General features: G+C 68.5%; 17 protein-coding genes and 1 other RNA gene. 8 read left to right on the plus strand and 10 right to left on the minus strand.

Translation table 11 applies throughout. The annotated features are described in order from the left end of the window. Window positions 1–377: 377 nt before the first annotated feature. Window positions 378–1889 carry an ArnT family glycosyltransferase gene (locus NLX83_RS04375; RefSeq protein WP_254233579.1) on the minus strand — a complete coding sequence of 504 codons (1512 nt, stop codon included), beginning with the start codon at window positions 1887–1889 and terminating at the stop codon, window positions 378–380. Window positions 1890–2093: 204 nt separating this feature from the next. On the opposite strand from NLX83_RS04375, the gene NLX83_RS04380 reads away from it, so the two are divergent. Then, a complete protein-coding gene (locus NLX83_RS04380; RefSeq protein ID WP_254233580.1) occupies window positions 2094–3335 on the plus strand; it encodes a sensor histidine kinase in 1242 nt (413 codons plus the stop codon). 1 nt (window position 3336) lies between these two features. Beyond that, window positions 3337–3987: a response regulator gene (locus NLX83_RS04385; protein ID WP_254236074.1), complete on the plus strand. Its 651-nt coding sequence runs from the start codon at window positions 3337–3339 to the stop codon at window positions 3985–3987. A 6-nt stretch (window positions 3988–3993) separates the two neighbouring features. Here the strand turns inward: NLX83_RS04385 and NLX83_RS04390 are convergent, their stop codons facing one another. The 3 genes from NLX83_RS04390 to NLX83_RS04400 form a co-directional block, all read right to left on the minus strand. After that, window positions 3994–4188 carry a DUF1918 domain-containing protein gene (locus tag NLX83_RS04390; protein ID WP_254233581.1) on the minus strand — a complete coding sequence of 65 codons (195 nt, stop codon included), beginning with the start codon at window positions 4186–4188 and terminating at the stop codon, window positions 3994–3996. Window positions 4189–4551: 363 nt separating this feature from the next. Continuing rightward, window positions 4552–4925: a transfer-messenger RNA gene (gene ssrA / locus NLX83_RS04395) on the minus strand. A 125-nt stretch (window positions 4926–5050) separates the two neighbouring features. Next, window positions 5051–5416 (minus strand): hypothetical protein, encoded by a 366-nt coding sequence (locus tag NLX83_RS04400; RefSeq protein WP_254233582.1) that lies wholly within the window; start codon window positions 5414–5416, stop codon window positions 5051–5053. Window positions 5417–5605: 189 nt separating this feature from the next. Between NLX83_RS04400 and NLX83_RS04405 the strand changes: the two genes are divergently transcribed. After that, complete coding sequence (locus NLX83_RS04405) at window positions 5606–7393, plus strand: AfsR/SARP family transcriptional regulator (protein WP_254233583.1); 1788 nt, start codon at window positions 5606–5608, stop codon at window positions 7391–7393. Window positions 7394–7399: 6 nt separating this feature from the next. Here NLX83_RS04405 and NLX83_RS04410 read toward each other — a convergent pair whose 3' ends face one another. The 4 genes from NLX83_RS04410 to ftsE are packed head-to-tail and all read right to left on the minus strand — an operon-like array spanning window position 7400 to window position 10451. After that, complete coding sequence (locus tag NLX83_RS04410; RefSeq protein ID WP_254233584.1) at window positions 7400–8290, minus strand: amidohydrolase family protein; 891 nt, start codon at window positions 8288–8290, stop codon at window positions 7400–7402. Beyond that, window positions 8290–8769 (minus strand): SsrA-binding protein SmpB, encoded by a 480-nt coding sequence (smpB, locus tag NLX83_RS04415; protein ID WP_086821415.1) that lies wholly within the window; start codon window positions 8767–8769, stop codon window positions 8290–8292. The genes NLX83_RS04410 and smpB overlap by 1 nt, the downstream gene beginning before the upstream one ends. Before the next feature lie 31 nt (window positions 8770–8800). Then, on the minus strand, window positions 8801–9703 hold the full coding sequence (gene ftsX, locus NLX83_RS04420; RefSeq protein ID WP_254233585.1) for a permease-like cell division protein FtsX: 903 nt from the start codon (window positions 9701–9703) through the stop codon (window positions 8801–8803). 58 nt (window positions 9704–9761) lie between these two features. Then, entirely contained in the window at window positions 9762–10451 is a 690-nt protein-coding gene (gene ftsE / locus NLX83_RS04425) for a cell division ATP-binding protein FtsE (protein WP_254233586.1), read from the minus strand. 210 nt (window positions 10452–10661) lie between these two features. On the opposite strand from ftsE, the gene NLX83_RS04430 reads away from it, so the two are divergent. Together NLX83_RS04430 and NLX83_RS04435 are read left to right on the plus strand one after the other, a co-directional pair. After that, on the plus strand, window positions 10662–10928 hold the full coding sequence (locus tag NLX83_RS04430; RefSeq protein WP_254233587.1) for a hypothetical protein: 267 nt from the start codon (window positions 10662–10664) through the stop codon (window positions 10926–10928). 5 nt (window positions 10929–10933) lie between these two features. Beyond that, complete coding sequence (locus NLX83_RS04435; RefSeq protein WP_254233588.1) at window positions 10934–11227, plus strand: BrnA antitoxin family protein; 294 nt, start codon at window positions 10934–10936, stop codon at window positions 11225–11227. A gap of 52 nt (window positions 11228–11279) precedes the next feature. Here NLX83_RS04435 and prfB read toward each other — a convergent pair whose 3' ends face one another. Both prfB and NLX83_RS04445 read right to left on the minus strand, forming a co-directional pair. Continuing rightward, window positions 11280–12392, minus strand: a complete 1113-nt coding sequence (prfB, locus tag NLX83_RS04440; RefSeq protein WP_254233589.1) for a peptide chain release factor 2 — start codon at window positions 12390–12392, stop codon at window positions 11280–11282. A gap of 112 nt (window positions 12393–12504) precedes the next feature. Beyond that, window positions 12505–13005 carry a helix-turn-helix transcriptional regulator gene (locus NLX83_RS04445; protein WP_254233590.1) on the minus strand — a complete coding sequence of 167 codons (501 nt, stop codon included), beginning with the start codon at window positions 13003–13005 and terminating at the stop codon, window positions 12505–12507. 474 nt (window positions 13006–13479) lie between these two features. On the opposite strand from NLX83_RS04445, the gene NLX83_RS04450 reads away from it, so the two are divergent. From NLX83_RS04450 to NLX83_RS04460, 3 genes are read left to right on the plus strand one after another with little or no spacing between them, the layout of a single operon-like run. Beyond that, the gene (locus NLX83_RS04450; RefSeq protein WP_254233591.1) at window positions 13480–14457 is read left to right on the plus strand and encodes an ABC transporter permease; all 978 of its coding nucleotides are present in this window, start codon (window positions 13480–13482) and stop codon (window positions 14455–14457) included. A gap of 15 nt (window positions 14458–14472) precedes the next feature. Then, window positions 14473–15516: an ABC transporter permease gene (locus tag NLX83_RS04455; RefSeq protein ID WP_254233592.1), complete on the plus strand. Its 1044-nt coding sequence runs from the start codon at window positions 14473–14475 to the stop codon at window positions 15514–15516. Then, on the plus strand, window positions 15513–17639 hold the full coding sequence (locus NLX83_RS04460) for a dipeptide ABC transporter ATP-binding protein (protein WP_254233593.1): 2127 nt from the start codon (window positions 15513–15515) through the stop codon (window positions 17637–17639). Before NLX83_RS04455 ends, NLX83_RS04460 begins: the two co-directional genes overlap by 4 nt. Window positions 17640–17667 lie beyond the last annotated feature (28 nt).

Below are 17667 nucleotides of genomic sequence, written 5' to 3' on the forward strand. Positions count from 1 at the left end.
ACTCACTGTAGTAATCGCCAGGTCCGACTGTCGACCAATTCGATCTGGAACGGGCCGCCACATCAAGGTTATGGAATTAGATCGATCGGGGCGTGGTGCGTCCCCTTGATCGGCACCGTGTGCAACATGCGGATTTGCCCGCCGAACGGCCCCTCACCAGCGGGTTCTATAGCGCCCGCCACTCTCACCGCCGGTAATTGTTTGATCCACGATCAAGGGGGTCTCTCACTCGATTAGCGCGACCTCACCCGTACGTTGCAATGCGCATGGTCACTCGCCAAGCGGTCGGTTTCATGCGATCACGGGTACGCAACGTCACCCGAGCGGATGGTACCGGCGAGCTCTCCCCGGCGGTTTGCCGGGGAGAGCCAGCCACTTCAGCCCATCTTGCGCTGACCCGGCCACACCTCGGCCCACCGCCCGGTGAAGCCCTCGCAGGTCCAGATCGAGGTCCCGTCGGTGATCCCGAGGCGGCTCGACGAGGTGCCACTTCGAGTGCACGATGCAAAATGCGATCGCAATGCGCCGGGATCGCCGCCCGAATACACGATGTTCTTCACGTTCTCCGCAGGCGCGCCGAAGTAGTAGAAACCGCGGTGCGGGCTGAACGAGGCGGGCAGTCCGCGATCCGGCCCGTAGTAGGCGAGCGCGCTCGCCAGCCAGTACGAGCTGCTCACGAGAGCGGTCTCACGCTGCTTCTCCGGCGGCAGGGCGCGATAGGCCCCCGCGACCGCGTCGGTCAGCTCCGTCCAGCCGAACTGACCGCTGTCGGTGAAGTTCTGGAACTTCACCCCGAGGTTCGGGTAGTCCAGCTCCGACTCCGCCTTCAGCGGGAGGGAGCCCGCGGCGAGCAGCGCCGACAGCGCGAACGCGGGCCACGCGACCCAGGGCAGCCACCTGCCGGTGCGGCGCCGCTGGAACTCCACCGCGGCCACCGCGAACAGCACCGGGAACAGGCCGCTGGCGTAGTAGATGCGTCCACCGGTCAGCCCGAACACCGCGAACACCCCGACGACGGTCAGCCCGAGGAACCGGTAGTCCCGCAGCTCCGGCGAGCGGAACAGCCGCCACAGGCCGTAGAGGACGAACACCGTGCCCACGCCGATCCCAGCGGTCATCACCGCCATCGGCAGGAACAACCACGGCCCGCCGAACAGTTCCGTCTCACCGGCGACGACCGCGCGCATCTCCAGCTGGGGCCAGCCGTTGGCCGCCTGCCACAGCAGCGTCGGCACCGTGATCAGCACGGCGAGCAACGCACCCACCCACAGCATGGGGCGGCGCAGCAGATCACGCGGTCCCATGACCAGGACGCTGACGCCGAGCACCACCCACAGCGTGGGGATCAGGAACTTCGTCTGCATCGCGACCGCGGTGGCCAGACCGGACCACACCAGCAGCTTGTCGTCGCGCGTGCGCACCCAGCGAATGATCAGCAGCAGCACCACGCCCCACATCACGGGGTCCACAGTGGACGTCGCGAGCAACCTGCCGAGCATCAGGCCGGAGAGCGCGTAGGCGCCCGCCGAGGCCACCTGCGCGCCGCGACCGCCGCCGAGCTCCCGCGCCATCAGCGCCGCGACGACCGCTCCGGCCGTGGTGATCAACGTCGCCGGCAGCCGCAGTCCCGCCACGGAACCCGGGAACAGGTTGTCCATCAACAACGCCAGCAGCGGCAGCAGCGGTGGCTGGTCGGCGTAGCCCCAGTCCAGTTCCCGCCCCGCGGCGATGAAGTACAGCTCGTCGCCGAAGAACCCGTAGCGACCGCTGAACAGCAGCAGCACCAATCCGAGCGCGCCGGTGACCGTGAGCACCGGCCCCCAAGCGACCGAGGGGACACCGGCTCCCTCCCGTGCGGGCGTCCCCTCGGTCGCGCTCCCCCGTCTCACCGTTGCCCTCATCATGTCTCCCCCTTCGAACGGCTCGCACCATTCGACCCGGGCGAACGGGGGCGCGAACAGCGCGCAAGGTGTGCACTCCGGCTGACCAAAGTCTCGGCGGGCCGGGGTGGGACCTACTTTCGTAGGTTCCGCACGCCGCCAAAGGAATCAGCCGCGGGTCAGGCCGTCACGGACCCCAGTAACGTCAGCGGCGTGAAACGTCCACTGTGGTCGAACTGGCGCGAGTTCGCGTTCGACGCCGCGCCGCTGGCCGCCGTGGTGGGCGTGATCAGCTCGGTCGTGATCCTCGCGGGGATACCGCTGAGCATGGTGCTCTGGTACTCCGTCGCGCTGGACGTGCTGGTGGGCTTGGCACTGCTGTTCTTCCGCCGTACAGCCCCGGAACTCTGCCTCGCGGTGACCACGGGCGCCGCCCTCGTCACGCTCGGCGGCGAACTGCTGTCGCCCGGGATCATGGTGTCCCCGTACGACCCCACGCGGCCGTGGTTGTCGCTCGGCACACCGTTCGCGATCTACTCCGCGATGAAGTACTCGGACCGGAAGTGGCCGTCCTGGGCGATGACCGTGGTGATGCTGGTCATCGCGTGGCGGCCGTGGCAGCTGATCCCGATGGCATCGCCGTACTTCGACGTGCGCCCGTCGGCCATCCTGTACACGATCCTGCCCGCGGTGCTCGGCCTCTACAACGGCGCGCGGCGCCGGTTGATCCAGGCGCTGACCGAGCGGGCCGAGCGCGCGGAGCGGGAACAGGACCTGCTCGCCGAACAGGCCCGCGCAGACGAACGGGTGAAGCTGGCGACGGAGATGCACGACGTGGTCACCCACCGGCTCAGCCTGATGGTGCTCCAGGCGGGCGCACTGCGGATCACCGCGGGCGAGGAGGCCACGCGGAACGCGGCCGAGGACCTGCGGGCCGCGGGCTGCCAGGCGCTGGAGGAGCTGCGGGACCTCGTCGGCGTGCTGCGCTCCGGGCCGAGGACCGACGAGGTGATCCCGGAGGACGGGTCGAGTTCGGCGACGCTCGACCTGACCGAGCTGATCGAGGAGTCCAGGTCGGTCGGGGTGCACACGGAACTGATCGAGGACGGCAACCCGTTGCTCGCATCGCCGGTGGTGGGCCGGACCGCGTACCGGGTGGTGCAGGAGGCGCTGACCAACGCGCGCAAGCACGCGCCGGGCGCGTGGGTGCGGGTGTACGTGCGCTACAGCGGCGACCGGCTGCGGTTGATCATCCGGAACTCGGCGGCCAAGTCCCCCCTCGACCCGAGCCTGGCGGGCAGTGGCTCCGGTTCCGGGCTGCTCGGTCTGCGGCAGCGGGTGGAGCTGGTGCACGGCAGGCTGCGCGCGGGTCCGACGGACAGTGGTGGTTTCGAGGTCGATGCCATACTTCCCGCCTACGTCCCGACGGTCGGGGGCCAGCACGATGAACCGTGACGTGATCAAAGTCCTGGTCGTGGACGACGAGCCGATGGTGTGCGCGCACCTGCGCACGATCCTGGGCTCGGCCGAGGACATCGACGTCGTCGACCAGGCGCACGACGGCGCGGCCGCGGTGGAGTCCGTCGTGCGGCACCGGCCCGACGTCGTGCTGATGGACCTGCGGATGCCGGGCGTGGACGGGCTCACCGCGATCGAGCGGATCAACCGGATGCCGTCGCCGCCCACGGTGGTCGCGCTGACCACCTTCGACGCCGACCAGTACGTGATCAGGGCGCTGCGCGCGGGAGCGTCCGGTTTCCTGGTGAAGTCGACGCCGCCGGAGGACCTGATCGGCCTGGTCCGGGTGGCCGCCGACGGGCACATGGTGCTCTCCCCGGCTGCGGCGAAACGCCTGGTGGCGGCCTCCTCGGACGAGCAGGCGGCTCGCGACAAGGCGCTCGCCCTGGTGAAGGAGCTGACCGAGCGGGAGTCGGAGGTGCTCACCTGCCTCGGGGAGGGGCTGTCGAACGCGAACATCGCGTCGAAGCTGCACCTGAGCGAGGCGACGGTGAAGGGCTACGTCTCCCGTCTGCTGGTCAAGCTCGACTGCGCGAACCGGACCCAGGCGGGCCTGCTGGCCTACGACGCCGGCCTGGTCACCCGCTGACCGCTGTCAGTCCTCCGGTTCCCGCGGCTCGATCAGGCAGTCCGGCCCCGGGTACACGAGGCTCTCGTGCCCGTCGCCGAACCGCACCTTGTAGGGCGGCGCCCCGTCCGGCCCCCGGACCTCCAGGATGTCCCCGGCCCGTTCTCCCGCTCCGACACTCCGCGAGTGAATCCGTATCCGATCCCCCACCGACGCGTGCATCGCCAACTCCTTCCCCGAGTGACCCACGTCACACGCCCCCAGTGTCCCTGCCCTCCCCCACCCCCACAACCCACAAAGGTCCAGACAACCGATAGGACCACCCCCCAATTCTCCCAGAAGGCCCCACCCACAACACACAACACAGACCGGTCCCCCACACCCAACGCACACCCGGACCGCCGCAGGCCGATCTCACACAACGCAACCCGGTGACCGCCGAAGGCTGGTCCCCACGCAACGCATCCAGGCTGGTTCGGCAGGAGCCCGCACCGCAGGGGGGGTTCGGGGGGAGTCGCTCCCCCCGGCGGATACGTGGAAAAACGGGAAGAGCCCCCCAGCGAAGCTGGGGGGCTCTGAACAGCACAGTGGAGGTGCCGGGAATCGAACCCGGGTCCTCTGCCGGTTCATCAGGACTTCTCCGTGCGCAGTCCGCTGTGCCTCTGCTTGACCCCTCCGGTCTCGCGGACAAGTCCGGTGTGACGGGCCCAGTCGCTGTTTGGTGTCCCGCCACGACCCGCGACCGGCCGTGACGGTGAGTCCCCTAGCTGATGCCGGGAACCGGGGCGGAGACATCCCCGGGCCGACAGAGTTGCCCTGCTACTTAGGCAGCGAGGGCGAACTCGCGCTGGCTACTAGCCTTGGCGCTTGTTGGTTTGCGGCGACGCTTGAGGTGGTCTCTCGCCTGCACCTGCACGCTTCTCCTGAATCAACGTCCAGAGTCGAAACCGTTCACCCCCTGGGTTGGTGGGAACGAGTCCAGTTTACCGCGCCGCGCCAGCGGGTTGTGCCGTGGACGGGTTCGGCCCCGGTCCGTGGCGTGTGCGCGCGCCGCGGGCCGGGGCCGAGGGGGATTACCGCTGGTTCAGCACGTCACGTACTTGGCGCTGGCCGACGGCTTGGTGGTGAGCTTGACCTGCAGGCAGCGGCCGGCGGGCGGCCGGTTGACGAAGTAGTTGGCGACGAAGGCGCCGAACACCGGGCAGGCGACCTTGAACAGGCCCGGCACGACCTTCACGCAGGCACCGCTACCGGCGAGGGCACCGCCGGTGATCACCGCGGCGTACAGGCCCTGCGTGGTTTCCCTGCTGAACTTCTTCGACCACTCCGCCATGGCGGAGACATCACCGGAAGCGGTGGTGGCCGGTGCGGCGGTGGCGGCCCCAGCCGCCGTGCCGAAGACCGCCAGGGTGATCGAGAGCACCGCGGCAGCACGCTTGACGAACGTCATAGACCCCATGTTCAGGCTCCTCCAGTTGTGACGTTCAGCTCATGTGAGCTAACACGAAAGAGCTTGCGTTCACCCGGTTTAGGTTGGGTATGGAAACGCTATAACGCCCTGCTTGCAAGGTGTTCACAAGAGGGTTAACTTGATGGTGAAGCATTAACTCGTCCGGGTCACAACTGAATGGTGCAAGTGATGGACTTCCGGGTGCTGGGGGCACTGGAGATCATCGGTCCGCAGGGACGGGTCGAGCTTGGTGCACCCAAACAACGCGCGCTCGCCGCCGCCCTTCTCTGCCGCGCTGGCCAGGCGTTTTCCACCGATGCGCTGATCGAGGCGCTCTGGGGGGAGAACCCACCGCGGTCCGCGCGAAAAAATATTCAGGTTTATGTCTACCAAGTCCGCAAGGCGTTTGCGGCCGCCGGAGCACCGGACCGACTGCACCTCGAACACGCCGGATACCGCCTCGTGGTCAATCCCGGCGAGCTCGACATCGACCGTTTTAACGAACTTTTCGCCCGGGGCCGAACGGAATTGACTACCGGCGATGCCGAACGGGCAGCACAGACGCTCCGCGATTCAATGTCCTTGTGGCGCGGTGAGCCATTTGCCGATCTCCCCGATGTCGAGTTCTTGAATCGGCAGGCCGAGGCGTGGCGCGAACGGCGGCTGGCCGCGGAGGAGGCCCGGATCGAGGCCGACCTGCGCGCAGGCCGGCACACCGACGTGGTCGACGAGCTGTTCTGCCTGGTCCGAGCGCATCCGCTGCACGAGCAGTTCCGCGCACAGCTGATGACCGCGCTGATGCTCGGCGAACGCAAGACCGAGGCGCTCGCGGTGTACGACCACGGCAGGCAGCTGCTCGCCTCCGAGCTCGGCATCGCCCCCGGCGCGAACCTGACGCGCGCGCACCAGGCGGTGCTCTCCGGCAAGGCCACGGGCTTCCCCACCGGCGCCCGGCCCCGGAGCCCGGCGACGACCAAGAAGATCGTTCCGCGCCAGCTGCCGCGCGGCCTCTCCGACTTCGTCGGGCGGCAGGCCCAGCTGACCACGCTCGGCAGCGGGCTGGCCAGGGCGACCTCCGGCGGCTGGCCGCTGCTGGTGCTGACCGGGGCGGCCGGGGTCGGCAAGAGCGCGCTCGCGATCAGGGCGGCGCACCTGGCCGCGACGAGCTTCCCCGACGGCCAGCTCTACGTCGACCTGGCCGAGCACAACGGCGGGGACGCGCTGGGGCACATCCTCAGGGCGCTCGGCTGCGCCCCGGCGGACCTGCCCGCCGAACGGTGCGAACAGCAGGCGCTCTACCGCACGCTCGTGGCCGACCGATCGGTGCTCATCGTGCTGGACAATGCCGCGAACGAATCGCAGGTTCGTTCACTGCTCCCGGGTTCTCCCAGGTCGGCGGCGATCGTGACGGCGCGCGGACGACTGCTCGGGCTGGACTCGGCCGAGCTGGTCGAGCTCGGCGGGTTCCGGTCCGGGGAGAGCGCACAGGTGCTGCTCGGGCGCGCCGAGGCGGCGGCCGAGCCGGATGCCGTCCAGTACGCCGAGTTCATCGCCGACGCCTGCGACCACCTCCCGGTGGCCGTCCGGATCGCCGCCGTGCGCGCGAGCGGACGGTCGCTCCAGGAGACCGCGCGACGCCTGGTCTCGGCGTGCAACCCACTCGACGAGCTGGTCGCCGGAGACGAGTCCGTGCGCGCCCGGTTCACCTCCTGCTACGGCGAGCTGGACCTGATCGGCAAGACCGCGCTGCGCCGCCTCGGCACCCTGAGCTCGGTCGAGTTCACCGTGTCGGTGCTGGCCTCCCTGCTCGGCACGTCGGCCGGGCACGCGGAGCGCAGCCTGGACCAGTTGCTGGACCGGCACCTCGTCAGGCGGGTCGACGACGACGGGAACCCGCACCGGTTCGCGTTGTCCCGGTTGACCCACCACTTCGCGATGGAGCTGGCGCGAGATCCCGCGCTGCCAAGGGTTTCCTAGGGGTTTCTAGAGCCCCAGCAGCCGCGCGGGCGTGTCGTGCAGGACCGCGCGGAGGAAGCCGGCACCAAGCCGGTCGTCGGCCTCCGCCCAGCTCGCGATGGCGCGCAGCTGTTCCGCGTACGCGTACGGGATGTTCGGGAAGTCGGTGCCCAGCGCGATCCGGCCGGGCAGGTCGGCCAGGCGCGCCGTCCAGTCCGGCGGCAGCGGGCACATCGCGGTGGTGAAGTCGACGCCGACCATCGTGGTGTCCAGGTGCACGCCGGGCCACTGCTCCACCAGGCGCAGCGCGTGGTCGAACTCCGGCATCCCCGCGTGCGCGATGACCGCGACGAGCCGGGGGTGTTCGCGCAGCACGGCCTCGAACACGTCCAGCCCGGTGTGCGTACCGGGGATCGGACCGTGTCCACAGTGGACGACCACGGGCACCCCGGCATCGGCGAGCTGGCCCCAGACCGGCCGCAACAGCTCATCACGCGGGTCGAAATCGCCCACCTGCACGTGTGACTTGAAGCAGCGCACACCCGACTCGATGGCTTTGCGGACGTAGGAATCCGCCTCAGGCTCGGGGTAGAACGTCGCCGTGGCAACGGCTTCGGGCACCCCGGCGGCGAACTCCCCCGCCCAGTCGTTGAGCCACGCGGCCATCCCGGGCTTGTGCGGGTAGACCAGCGGCGCGAACGCGCGGACGCCCAGCGAGCGCAGCACCTCGACGCGCTCCCGCTCGCCCGTGCGGTAGTGGATCGACCAGTTCACGCCGTAGTGCTCGCTGGCGTGGTCGAAGTAGGCCCACACCTTGGCGAGCACGCGTTCCGGCAGGAAGTGCACGTGCAGGTCGACCAGGCCGGGCAGGCCGAGATCGCGCACCCAGGCGGCGACCTCGGCGTCCGAGCGCGGCATCAGTCGCGGTATCCCTTGCGGGCCCTGCCGATCGCCTTCGCCATCTCGCGGTCCGCGGTCTTCTTGGCCAGGATGTGCCGCTTGTCGTGCGCCTTGTTGCCGCGCGCGAGGGCGAGCTCGACCTTGACCTTGCCGTCCTTGAAGTACATCGACATCGGCACCAGGGAGAGGCCGCTCTCCTTGGTCTTGCCGATCAGCCGCTCGATCTCGGCCCGGTGCAGCAACAGCTTCCGCTTCCGCCGCGGCTCGTGGTTGGTCCACGTGCCCCAGTGGTACTCGGCGATGTGGACGTTGCGCAGCCACACCTCGCCGTCGTCGACGGAGGCGTAGGCGTCGACCAGCGATGCCTTGCCCGCGCGCAGGCTCTTGACCTCGGTCCCCACCAGGGCGACACCGGCCTCGTAGGTGTCGAGGACGGTGTAGTTGTGCCGCGCCCTGCGGTTCTGCGCGATCACCTTCTCGCCGCGTTCCTTGGCCATGGCAACAATGTTACGTGGCCTGCGGAAGCGATTAGAGCCGCACGTACAGGCGCAGCGTCACGTAGCCGGTGATCGCCGAGATGACCGCGCCGATCGGGAACAGCAGCAGCGAGACCTGGAAGACGTCGGCGTAGCCCAGCGGCGCGATGATGTTGGCCTCGATCGGCGCCTTGAGCACGTCGTCGACGAACGTGCCCTTGGCGAAGAACAGGCCGGCGAGCGCGAGGATCGCACCGGTGAGACCGGCGACCACCGCCTCGATGAGGAACGGCAGCTGGGTGTACCACCGGGTCGCGCCGACCAGCCGCATGATCCCCACCTCGGTCCGCCTGGTGAACGCGGAGACCTGGATGGTGTTGGAGATCAGCAGCAGCGCGGCGAGGGCCTGGACCAGCGCGACGGCGAAGGTGGCGTTGCGGAAGCTGCCGAAGAACTCGAAGAGCTGGTTCAGCAGCACGTCCTGGTCGACGACGCGGAGCACGCCGACCTTGCCCGTGTACTCCTTGGAGATCGCGTCGAAGCGCTGCGGGTCCTTGAGCTTGACCCGGAACGAGGCGGGCAGCGACTCCGGGCGGGTCAGCTTCACCAGCTCCGGCTGCGCCGAGAAGATCTCCTTGAACCGCGTGTAGGCGTCCTCGCGGTTCTGGTAGACGACGTCCTCGACGATCGCGTTGTTGTCCAGCGACTGCCGCAGGCCCGAGCAGATCTGCTGCTGGCACTGCAGGTCGGAGGCGCTGACGTCGTTGGTCAGGAAGACCGAGACCTCGACCTTGTCGTAGTAGAGCTTCTCGGTGTTGTCGATCAGCCGCACGATGAGCAGACCACCGCCGAGCAGGCCGAGCGAGATCGCGGTCGTGAGGATCATCGCGATGGTCATCGTGATGTTCCGGCGTAGACCGGTGATGACCTCGCTGAACACGAAACTGGCGCGCATCGGGAGTGGTGCTCCTAGTGGTGGCTGGCGAAAGGGAGGCTGGCGGGGGCCGGGCCGGTCAGCGGCCGACCCCGTAGACGCCCCTGGCGTCGTCGCGGACGACCTTGCCGAGGTGCAGCTCGACGACCCGCCTGCGCATCGCGTCAACGATGGAGTGGTCGTGCGTCGCCATCAGCACGGTCGTGCCGGTGCGGTTGATCCGCTCCAGCAGCAGCATGATGTCCTGGCTGGTGTCCGGGTCCAGGTTTCCCGTCGGCTCGTCGGCCAGCAGCAGCAGCGGCCGGTTGACGAACGCGCGCGCGATGGCGACGCGCTGCTGTTCACCACCGGAGAGCTCGTGCGGCATCCGGTCCGCCTTGCCCTCGAGGCCGACCAGCTCCAGCACCTCGGGCACCACCTTCTTGATGGTGTGCCTCGGCTTGCCGATCACCTCCAGCGCGAAGCCGACGTTCTCCTCGACCGTCTTGTTGGCCAGCAGGCGGAAGTCCTGGAAGACGCAGCCGATGCGCTGGCGCAGCCGGGGCACCCGTCGCCGGGAGAGCCGTCCGACGTTCCAGTCCGCGACGACCAGGGTGCCCTTGGAGGGCACCTCCTCGCGCAGCAGCAACCGCAGGAACGTGGACTTGCCTGAGCCTGACGGTCCGATGAGGAACACGAACTCGCCCTTGTCCACGTTCACCGAGACATCGTCGAGCGCGGGTCGGGTCGAGGTCTTGTAGACCTTGGACACGTGTTCGAGCCGGATCACGAGGCGCGAGTTTACCCACCGGGTGTGTGACAGGTGTTCGCCGCAAGCCGACAAACGGGTAGTCGGCGTGTCGCGGCTGGTGACACCCCGTTTGAGCACGCGTGGCCGCTTCCCCCGGCAGGGGGACGCAGCCGCGCGGGTGTGCGCTTGCGCGCGGCACAACTCTATACATTCCGCATACGTTGGGGTACGTTGGGGTACGTTGGTCACGTGAGGGAGATTCGTTGGACCGAGCAGTCCGAGGACCACATAGCCCGACATGGGGTGACTCCGGACGAGGTCGAGCAGGCCGTGCATGGTCGGCCCTACCTGCTGCTGCCCGGTAAGGACGACGTCACGTACTGGTTCGGGACGACGAACTCGGGTCGACACCTGTTGATCGTGCTTGTGGACGCTTTGGACGGGCGGGACTATGTCGCGACCGCTCGGGACATGACCATCAGCGAACGCCGCACGTTCCGGCGGAAGGGACGGTGAGCACCATGAAGAACAGACTTGAGGAAATCGCCGAGTACGCCGACTCGCACGACTTCTCGGCCGACATGGAGCACGGGACGTGGCATCCGGGCGGCGAGCGCGACCCCGACCCCATGGTCAGCACGTCGCTGCGGCTACCCAAGTCGCTGCTGGACTGGGTACGCGGCGAGGCGGAGAAGAGCCACGTCAAGCACACCGCGCTCATCCGTAGCTGGATCGAAGAGAAGCGCACGGGCTCGGAGGATCTGGCGCAACGCGTGAAACGCCTGGAAAACGCGGTCTTCCGCCACAGCGCGTAGCCGGACACGAAGTCCCCTCACCAAGGATTACCGGTGAGGGGACTCGCTGGGATCAGGACGCGTCGGCGGCGGACTGGCGGCGCCAGCGGATGCCTGCCTCCAGGAAGTCGTCGATCTCGCCGTCGAGCACGTTGCTGGGGTTGCCGACCTCGTGCTCGGTGCGCAGGTCCTTGACCATCTGGTACGGGTGCAGCACGTAGGAGCGCATCTGGTTGCCCCAACTGGAGCCGCTGTCGCCCTTGAGCGCGTCCATCTTGGCCCGCTCCTCCTGGCGCTTGCGCTCCAGCAGCTTCGCCATCAGCACGCCCATCGCGGTGGCCTTGTTCTGCAGCTGCGAGCGCTCGTTCTGGCAGGACACCACGATGCCGCTGGGCAGGTGCGTGATGCGGACGGCGGAGTCGGTGGTGTTGACGCCCTGGCCGCCGGGGCCGGAGGAGCGGTAGACGTCGATCCGCAGCTCCTTCTCGTCGATCTCGATGTGGTCGGTCTGCTCCACGACGGGAACGACCTCGACACCGGCGAAGGAGGTCTGGCGGCGGCCCTGGTTGTCGAAGGGCGAGATGCGCACCAGGCGGTGGGTGCCCTGCTCGACGGAGAGGGTGCCGTAGGCGAAGGGGCTGCGGACGCGGAAGGTCGCGGACTTGATGCCCGCCTCCTCCGCGTAGGAGGTGTCGTAGACGTCGGTCGGGTAGCCGTGCCGCTCGGCCCAGCGCAGGTACATCCGCATCAGCATCTCGGCGAAGTCGGCGGCGTCGACGCCACCGGCCTCGGCGCGCACGGTCACCAGCGCCTCGCGCTCGTCGTACTCACCGGAGAGCAGCGTGCGGACCTCCAGCGAGGAGATCTGCTCGCGCAGCTTGGCCCGCTCGGCGTCGGCCTCCTCGACGGAGGAGGAGTCGCCCTCCTCCTCGGCCAGCTCGTAGAGGACCTCCAGGTCCTCGACGCGCTGGCGCAGTTCGGTGACCTTGCGCAGGTCGGCCTGCTTGTAGGCGAGCTGGCTGGTGACCTGCTGGGCTCGTTCCTGGTCGTCCCAGAGGTCCGGCAGGCCGGCCTGTTCCTCGAGCTCGGCCACGTCCGCGCGCAGCTTCTCCAGGTCCATCACCGCCTCGACACCGGCGAGGGTTGCGGAGAGGTCCTTGAGGTCGGCAGCGACATCCGGGTTCACGTCGGGAAATCGTACTGACATCGCCGGGGCCGCGTCTGCCGGTATACGGGCGGGCACGGAGAAGGGGCCGCCCGCGCACTGCGGACGGCCCCGTCGAGTTCCCGCTACAAGATCAGGAAGTGGGCACCGCGTCGAGGAGCTTGAGCACGGCCTTGGTGTGGGCGACCGCGAAGTCCGCCGCCGCCTTGGCGAACGGGTCGTCCGCAGTCTTGGCCTGCGTCTTCAGCTCGTCCAGCTTGGTGTTGTACGCCTGCTTCGCCGAGTCGACCATGGCGACCCGCTGCTTGCCGGCGAGCGATCCGGCGTGCACCAGCCGCAGGATCAGCGGACTGCGCAGGTGGTCGGGACCGGGCTCGGTGGCCAGCCACGTCTTGAACGCCTTCTTCCCGGAGGGCGTGATGACGTACTGCTGGCTGGAGCGCGGCCCCTGTTTGCCGAGCTTCAGCAGCCCGGCCGCGGCGAGCGCGGGGAGTTCGCGGTACACCTGGCTGCGCGTGACGCTGAAGAACGCACCGAAGCGCTCCCCAGCGGACGCGACCAGCTGGCCGCCCGTCTTCGGACCGTCGTGCAGCAGGCCGAGCAGCGCCGCCGCAGTTGCGTTCAGTTCAGTCACCTTGTCAACGGTGCCACGGCTTTCCCCCGCTGTCCACAGTGGTCTGCTCATCTGTCCACTGTGGCTTGAAGGGCCCCTCGGGGCCCGCTGGGACGAACGTGATCGTTGATCACCCGTTCGGCCCCGGAACGGCCGCCGCGGCGGGCACCGCGCGCTGTGATCAAGGCGGCGAACAGGTGGCCCGGGGGCGCATGTGCTAGATGATTCACGTTCACTTATTCACCGTATTGACCACAACGGGTTGAGCGCGGAGTCGATGAATCGTCACGTATCAATAACGGACCGTCGCAGTTCCGCAGGTCGATCCGGTTCAGCTCACTGAATACACACGTGTCAGCACGGACAGTCGCCCGCAGCGGCGCTCTGACCACTCTGGACGTGCGCGTTATCGTCACCGCTCGACAAGGGCTTCAAACACTCCGCGTGGTCAAGGGGGATCGCGGGGAGTGCGTCGTCCGGGAAAGGACATGGCAGGTGATCGGATTCCTGCTGCGCCGGCTGGTGAACTACGTGGTGCTGTGCCTGGTCGCGACATTCCTCGCGTTCAGCCTCGCGTCGCTGACGTTCGACCCCATCACGAAGCTGCGCGAGCTCAACCCACCACCTCCGCCGTCGGCCATCGCCGCGGTGGAGAAGAGTCTGCACCTCGATCAGCCGATTCCCCAGCGGTTTTTCACCTGGTTCAGCGGAGTCGTCACCGAGGGGAACTTCGGCGAGACCATCGTCGGAGCGCCCATCACCGAGGAGCTCGGCCGCCGCATGGGCATCAGCCTGCGGCTGTTCCTGCTCGGAACGCTGGTCGGCGTGCTACTCGGCGTGCTGCTCGGTGTGGTCAGCGCGATCCGGCAGTACAAGTTCAGCGACTACTTCGCGACCCTGTACTCCTTCATAATCCTGTCCACCCCGGTGTTCCTCCTCGGCACGCTGCTGAAATACGGCGCGCTGCAACTGAACAACGCAACGGGTGTCACGGTCCTGAAGTTCACCGGTGAGTACACACCGGGCTTCGAGGGCAGCTGGTGGGCGATGCTGCTGGACCGCCTGCACCACCTGATCCTGCCGACGCTGACCATCGCGCTCGGCCAGATCGCCTTCTACAGCCGCTACCAGCGCAGCGCGATGCTGGACGTGCTCGGCTCGGACTTCCTGCGCACCGCGCAGGCGAAGGGCCTCTCCAGGAGCAAGGCGCTGTTCAAGCACGGGCTGCGCACCGCGCTGATCCCGATGGCGACGCTGTTCGCGTTCGGCTTCGGCCTGCTGATCACCGGCGGTGTGTTCACCGAGCGGCTGTTCACCTGGTACGGCATGGGCGACTGGCTGCTGACCGGGATCAACGAGCAGGACACCAACATCGTCGCGACGGTCACGCTGTTCACCGCCGTGCTGGTGCTGGTCTCCGGCTGGCTGTCCGACGTGCTCTACGCGGCGCTCGATCCGCGCGTCCGGGTCTAGGGGAGGAGGAGAACCATGACCGTCAACCTCAACGAGGGCGACTCCACCGGCACCACCGGCGCCGCCACCGGCAGCCCGGTCGACGCCGCCGTGGAGCCCGGCAAGGCGACCGGGCGCGGCGCGCTGACCCTGCGCAGGTTCCTGCGCAACAAGCTCGCCGTCTCCGGCCTGATCGCCATCGCGCTGCTGTACGCCGTGGCCTTCATTTCCCCGATGTTCTCGCCGTATGACTACAAGTTCCAGGACTACAGCGCCTTCCTGCAGCCGCCGAGCCCCAGCCACTGGTTCGGCACGACGCAGATCGGCGAGGACGTCTTCACCCAGACCATGCACGGCCTGCAGAAGTCGCTGACCATCGGCCTGCTGGTGGCGCTGATCTCCACCTTCGTCGCCGCGGTCGTCGGCTCGGCGGCGGGCTACTTCGGCAAGTGGTCCGACCGCACGCTGATGTGGATCGTCGACCTGCTGCTGGTGCTGCCGTCGTTCCTGATCATCGCGATCATCAGCCCGTCGCTGCGCGGTGAGAACTGGCTCTGGTTCGTGCTGCTGCTGGCCGCGTTCAACTGGATGATCACCGCGCGGATCGTCCGGGGGATGACGCTGACCCTGCGGGAGCGGGAGTTCGTCAAGGCCGCCCGGTTCATGGGCGAGAAGCCGTGGAAGATCATCGGCAAGCACATCCTGCCGAACATGGCCTCGCTGCTGATCATCGACGGCACGATCAACGTCGGCAGCGCCGTGCTCGCCGAGACGGGCCTGAGCTTCTTCGGCCTCGGCGTGCAGCCGCCGGACGTCTCGCTCGGCACGCTCATCCGCGACGGCACGCGCGCGTCGCTGACCTTCCCCTGGCTGTTCGTCTTCTCCGGCGGCCTGCTGGTCCTCGCCGTGCTCGCGGTGAACTTCGTCGGCGACGGCCTGCGCGACGCGCTGGACCCGAGCTCGAAGAAGGGCAGGGCCAAGGAGAAGAAGAAGCGGCGCAAGCGGCGGGACGAGGCCCAGGAGCAGCCCGCCGCGGCGGAGCAGGCGACGGCGCGCAAGCGTGAGGACGACGACCGATGACCACTACTGAGATCCAGTTCGACGAGAGCACCACGACGCCGTCCGGCCCGCTGCTGGAGGTCTCCGACCTGGACGTGTCGTTCCCCAGCGAGGACGGCAGGGTGCGGGCCGTGCGCGGCCTGAGCTACCAGGTCGGCCCCGGTGAGGTGCTGGGCATCGTCGGCGAGTCCGGTTCGGGCAAGTCGGTGTCCTCGCTCGCGGTGATGGGCCTGCTGCCGCAGCAGGCGAAGATCACCGGCTCGATCCGCTTCCAGGGCAGGGAACTGCTCGGCCGCTCCGATCGCGAGCTGTCCAGGATCCGCGGCAAGAAGATCGCGATGATCTTCCAGGACCCGCTCTCCGCGCTGACGCCGGTCTACACCGTCGGCGACCAGATCGCGGAGACGATCCTGGTGCACGGCAAGGGGAAGACCACCAAGCAGGCCGCGGCCAAGCGCGCCGTCGAACTGCTGGACCTGGTGGGCATCCCGCACGCCTCGCAGCGCGCCAAGGCGTTCCCGCACGAGTTCTCCGGCGGTATGCGCCAGCGCGCGATGATCGCCATGGGCATCGCCAACGACCCCGACCTGATCATCGCGGACGAGCCGACCACGGCGCTGGACGTGACGGTGCAGGCGCAGGTCCTCGAGGTGCTCAAGACCGCGCAGGAGGTCACCGGCGCGGGCATCGTGATCATCACCCACGACCTCGGGGTGGTCGCGGGCTTCGCCGACAAGCTGCTGGTGATGTACGCGGGCCGCGCGGTGGAGTCCGGCGTGGTCGAGGAGATCTACTCGGCCCCCCGGATGCCGTACACGCTGGGCCTGCTCGGCTCGATCCCGCGGCTGGACGCCGAGGAGAAGCAGCCGCTGGTGCCCATCGTCGGCCAGCCGCCGTCGCTGGTGGCGCTGCCGCCGGGCTGCCCGTTCGGACCGCGCTGCCCCATGCACGTCGCCGCGTGCGACGAGGCGGAACCGCCGCTGTCCATTGTGGACACCGCGGCGGGCTCGGTCGATCCGCACCGCGCCGCGTGCATCCGCAGCTCGGAGATCTCGGCGACCGACGCCGACCCGGCCGAGGTCTTCGGTGCCGAGGTGGTGGAGCCGCCCAAGCTGGCCGCGATCCCCCGCGAGCAGCGCGAGGTCGTGCTCTCGGTCGACCAGGTGGTCAAGCAGTTCGCCGTGACCAAGGGCGTGGTGATGCGCCGCAAGGTCGGCACCGTGCACGCGGTGGACGGCATCACCTTCGACATCCGCGAGGGCGAGACCCTCGGCCTGGTCGGCGAGTCCGGTTGCGGCAAGACCACGACGCTGATGGAGATCCTCGGGCTGGAGAAGCCCAGCCAGGGCAGCATCTCGGTGCTGGGCCGCGATGTCGGCAAGATCCCGGCGAAGGACCGCAAGGCCATCCGCCGGGACATGCAGGTGGTCTTCCAGGACCCGATGGCCTCGCTGGACCCGAGGATGCCGGTCAGCGACATCATCGCCGAACCGATGCTGGTGCACGGCTTCGGCAAGGCCGAGATCCAGAAGCGGGTCCCGGAGCTGCTCAGCCTGGTCGGGCTGCGGGCCGAGCACGCCGCGCGCTACCCGGCGGAGTTCTCCGGCGGCCAGCGGCAGCGCATCGGCATCGCCCGCGCGCTGGCGCTGCAGCCCAAGCTGGTCGTGCTGGACGAGCCGGTCTCCGCGCTGGACGTGTCCATCCAGGCCGGCGTGATCAACCTGCTCGACGAGCTGAAGGCCAAGATGGGCCTGTCGTACCTGTTCGTCGCGCACGACCTGTCGGTGGTGCGGCACATCGCCGACCGGGTCGCGGTCATGTACCTCGGCAAGATCGTCGAGATCGGCGACGTGGACACGGTCTTCGGCAGGCCGGAGCACCCGTACACGCAGGCGCTGCTGTCGGCGATCCCGATCCCCGACCCGGTCAAGGAGCGGCAGCGCGAGCGGATCATCCTCACCGGTGACCTGCCGAGCCCGGCCAACCCGCCGAGCGGCTGCCGCTTCCGGACGCGCTGCTTCAAGTTCGCCGCACTGCCGGAGGACAAGCGGCAGGCGTGTCTGGACGAGCACCCTCCGCGACTGCGCCGCGGCGACGACCACGAGGTGGCGTGCCACTACGCCGAGGTCCGCGAGGTCGTGTAACACCCCAAGTGAACAAGTGCGGATGTGG

Origin of the sequence: Allokutzneria sp. A3M-2-11 16 (assembly GCF_024213555.1) — a bacterium.
Taxonomy (GTDB): Bacteria; Actinomycetota; Actinomycetes; order Mycobacteriales; family Pseudonocardiaceae; genus Allokutzneria.

Excerpts from the sequence above, each read along its gene's own strand:
- NLX83_RS04455 (WP_254233592.1), top strand. The coding sequence starts at position 14,473 with ATGACCGTCAACCTCAACGAGGGCGACTCCACCGGCACCACCGGCGCC.
- NLX83_RS04435 (WP_254233588.1), top strand. The coding sequence starts at position 10,934 with ATGAAGAACAGACTTGAGGAAATCGCCGAGTACGCCGACTCGCACGAC.
- NLX83_RS04460 (WP_254233593.1), top strand. The coding sequence starts at position 15,513 with ATGACCACTACTGAGATCCAGTTCGACGAGAGCACCACGACGCCGTCC.
- smpB (WP_086821415.1), bottom strand. The coding sequence starts at position 8,769 with ATGGCCAAGGAACGCGGCGAGAAGGTGATCGCGCAGAACCGCAGGGCG.
- ftsX (WP_254233585.1), bottom strand. The coding sequence starts at position 9,703 with ATGCGCGCCAGTTTCGTGTTCAGCGAGGTCATCACCGGTCTACGCCGG.
- NLX83_RS04410 (WP_254233584.1), bottom strand. The coding sequence starts at position 8,290 with ATGCCGCGCTCGGACGCCGAGGTCGCCGCCTGGGTGCGCGATCTCGGC.
- NLX83_RS04400 (WP_254233582.1), bottom strand. The coding sequence starts at position 5,416 with ATGACGTTCGTCAAGCGTGCTGCCGCGGTGCTCTCGATCACCCTGGCG.
- NLX83_RS04405 (WP_254233583.1), top strand. The coding sequence starts at position 5,606 with ATGGACTTCCGGGTGCTGGGGGCACTGGAGATCATCGGTCCGCAGGGA.
- NLX83_RS04390 (WP_254233581.1), bottom strand. The coding sequence starts at position 4,188 with ATGCACGCGTCGGTGGGGGATCGGATACGGATTCACTCGCGGAGTGTC.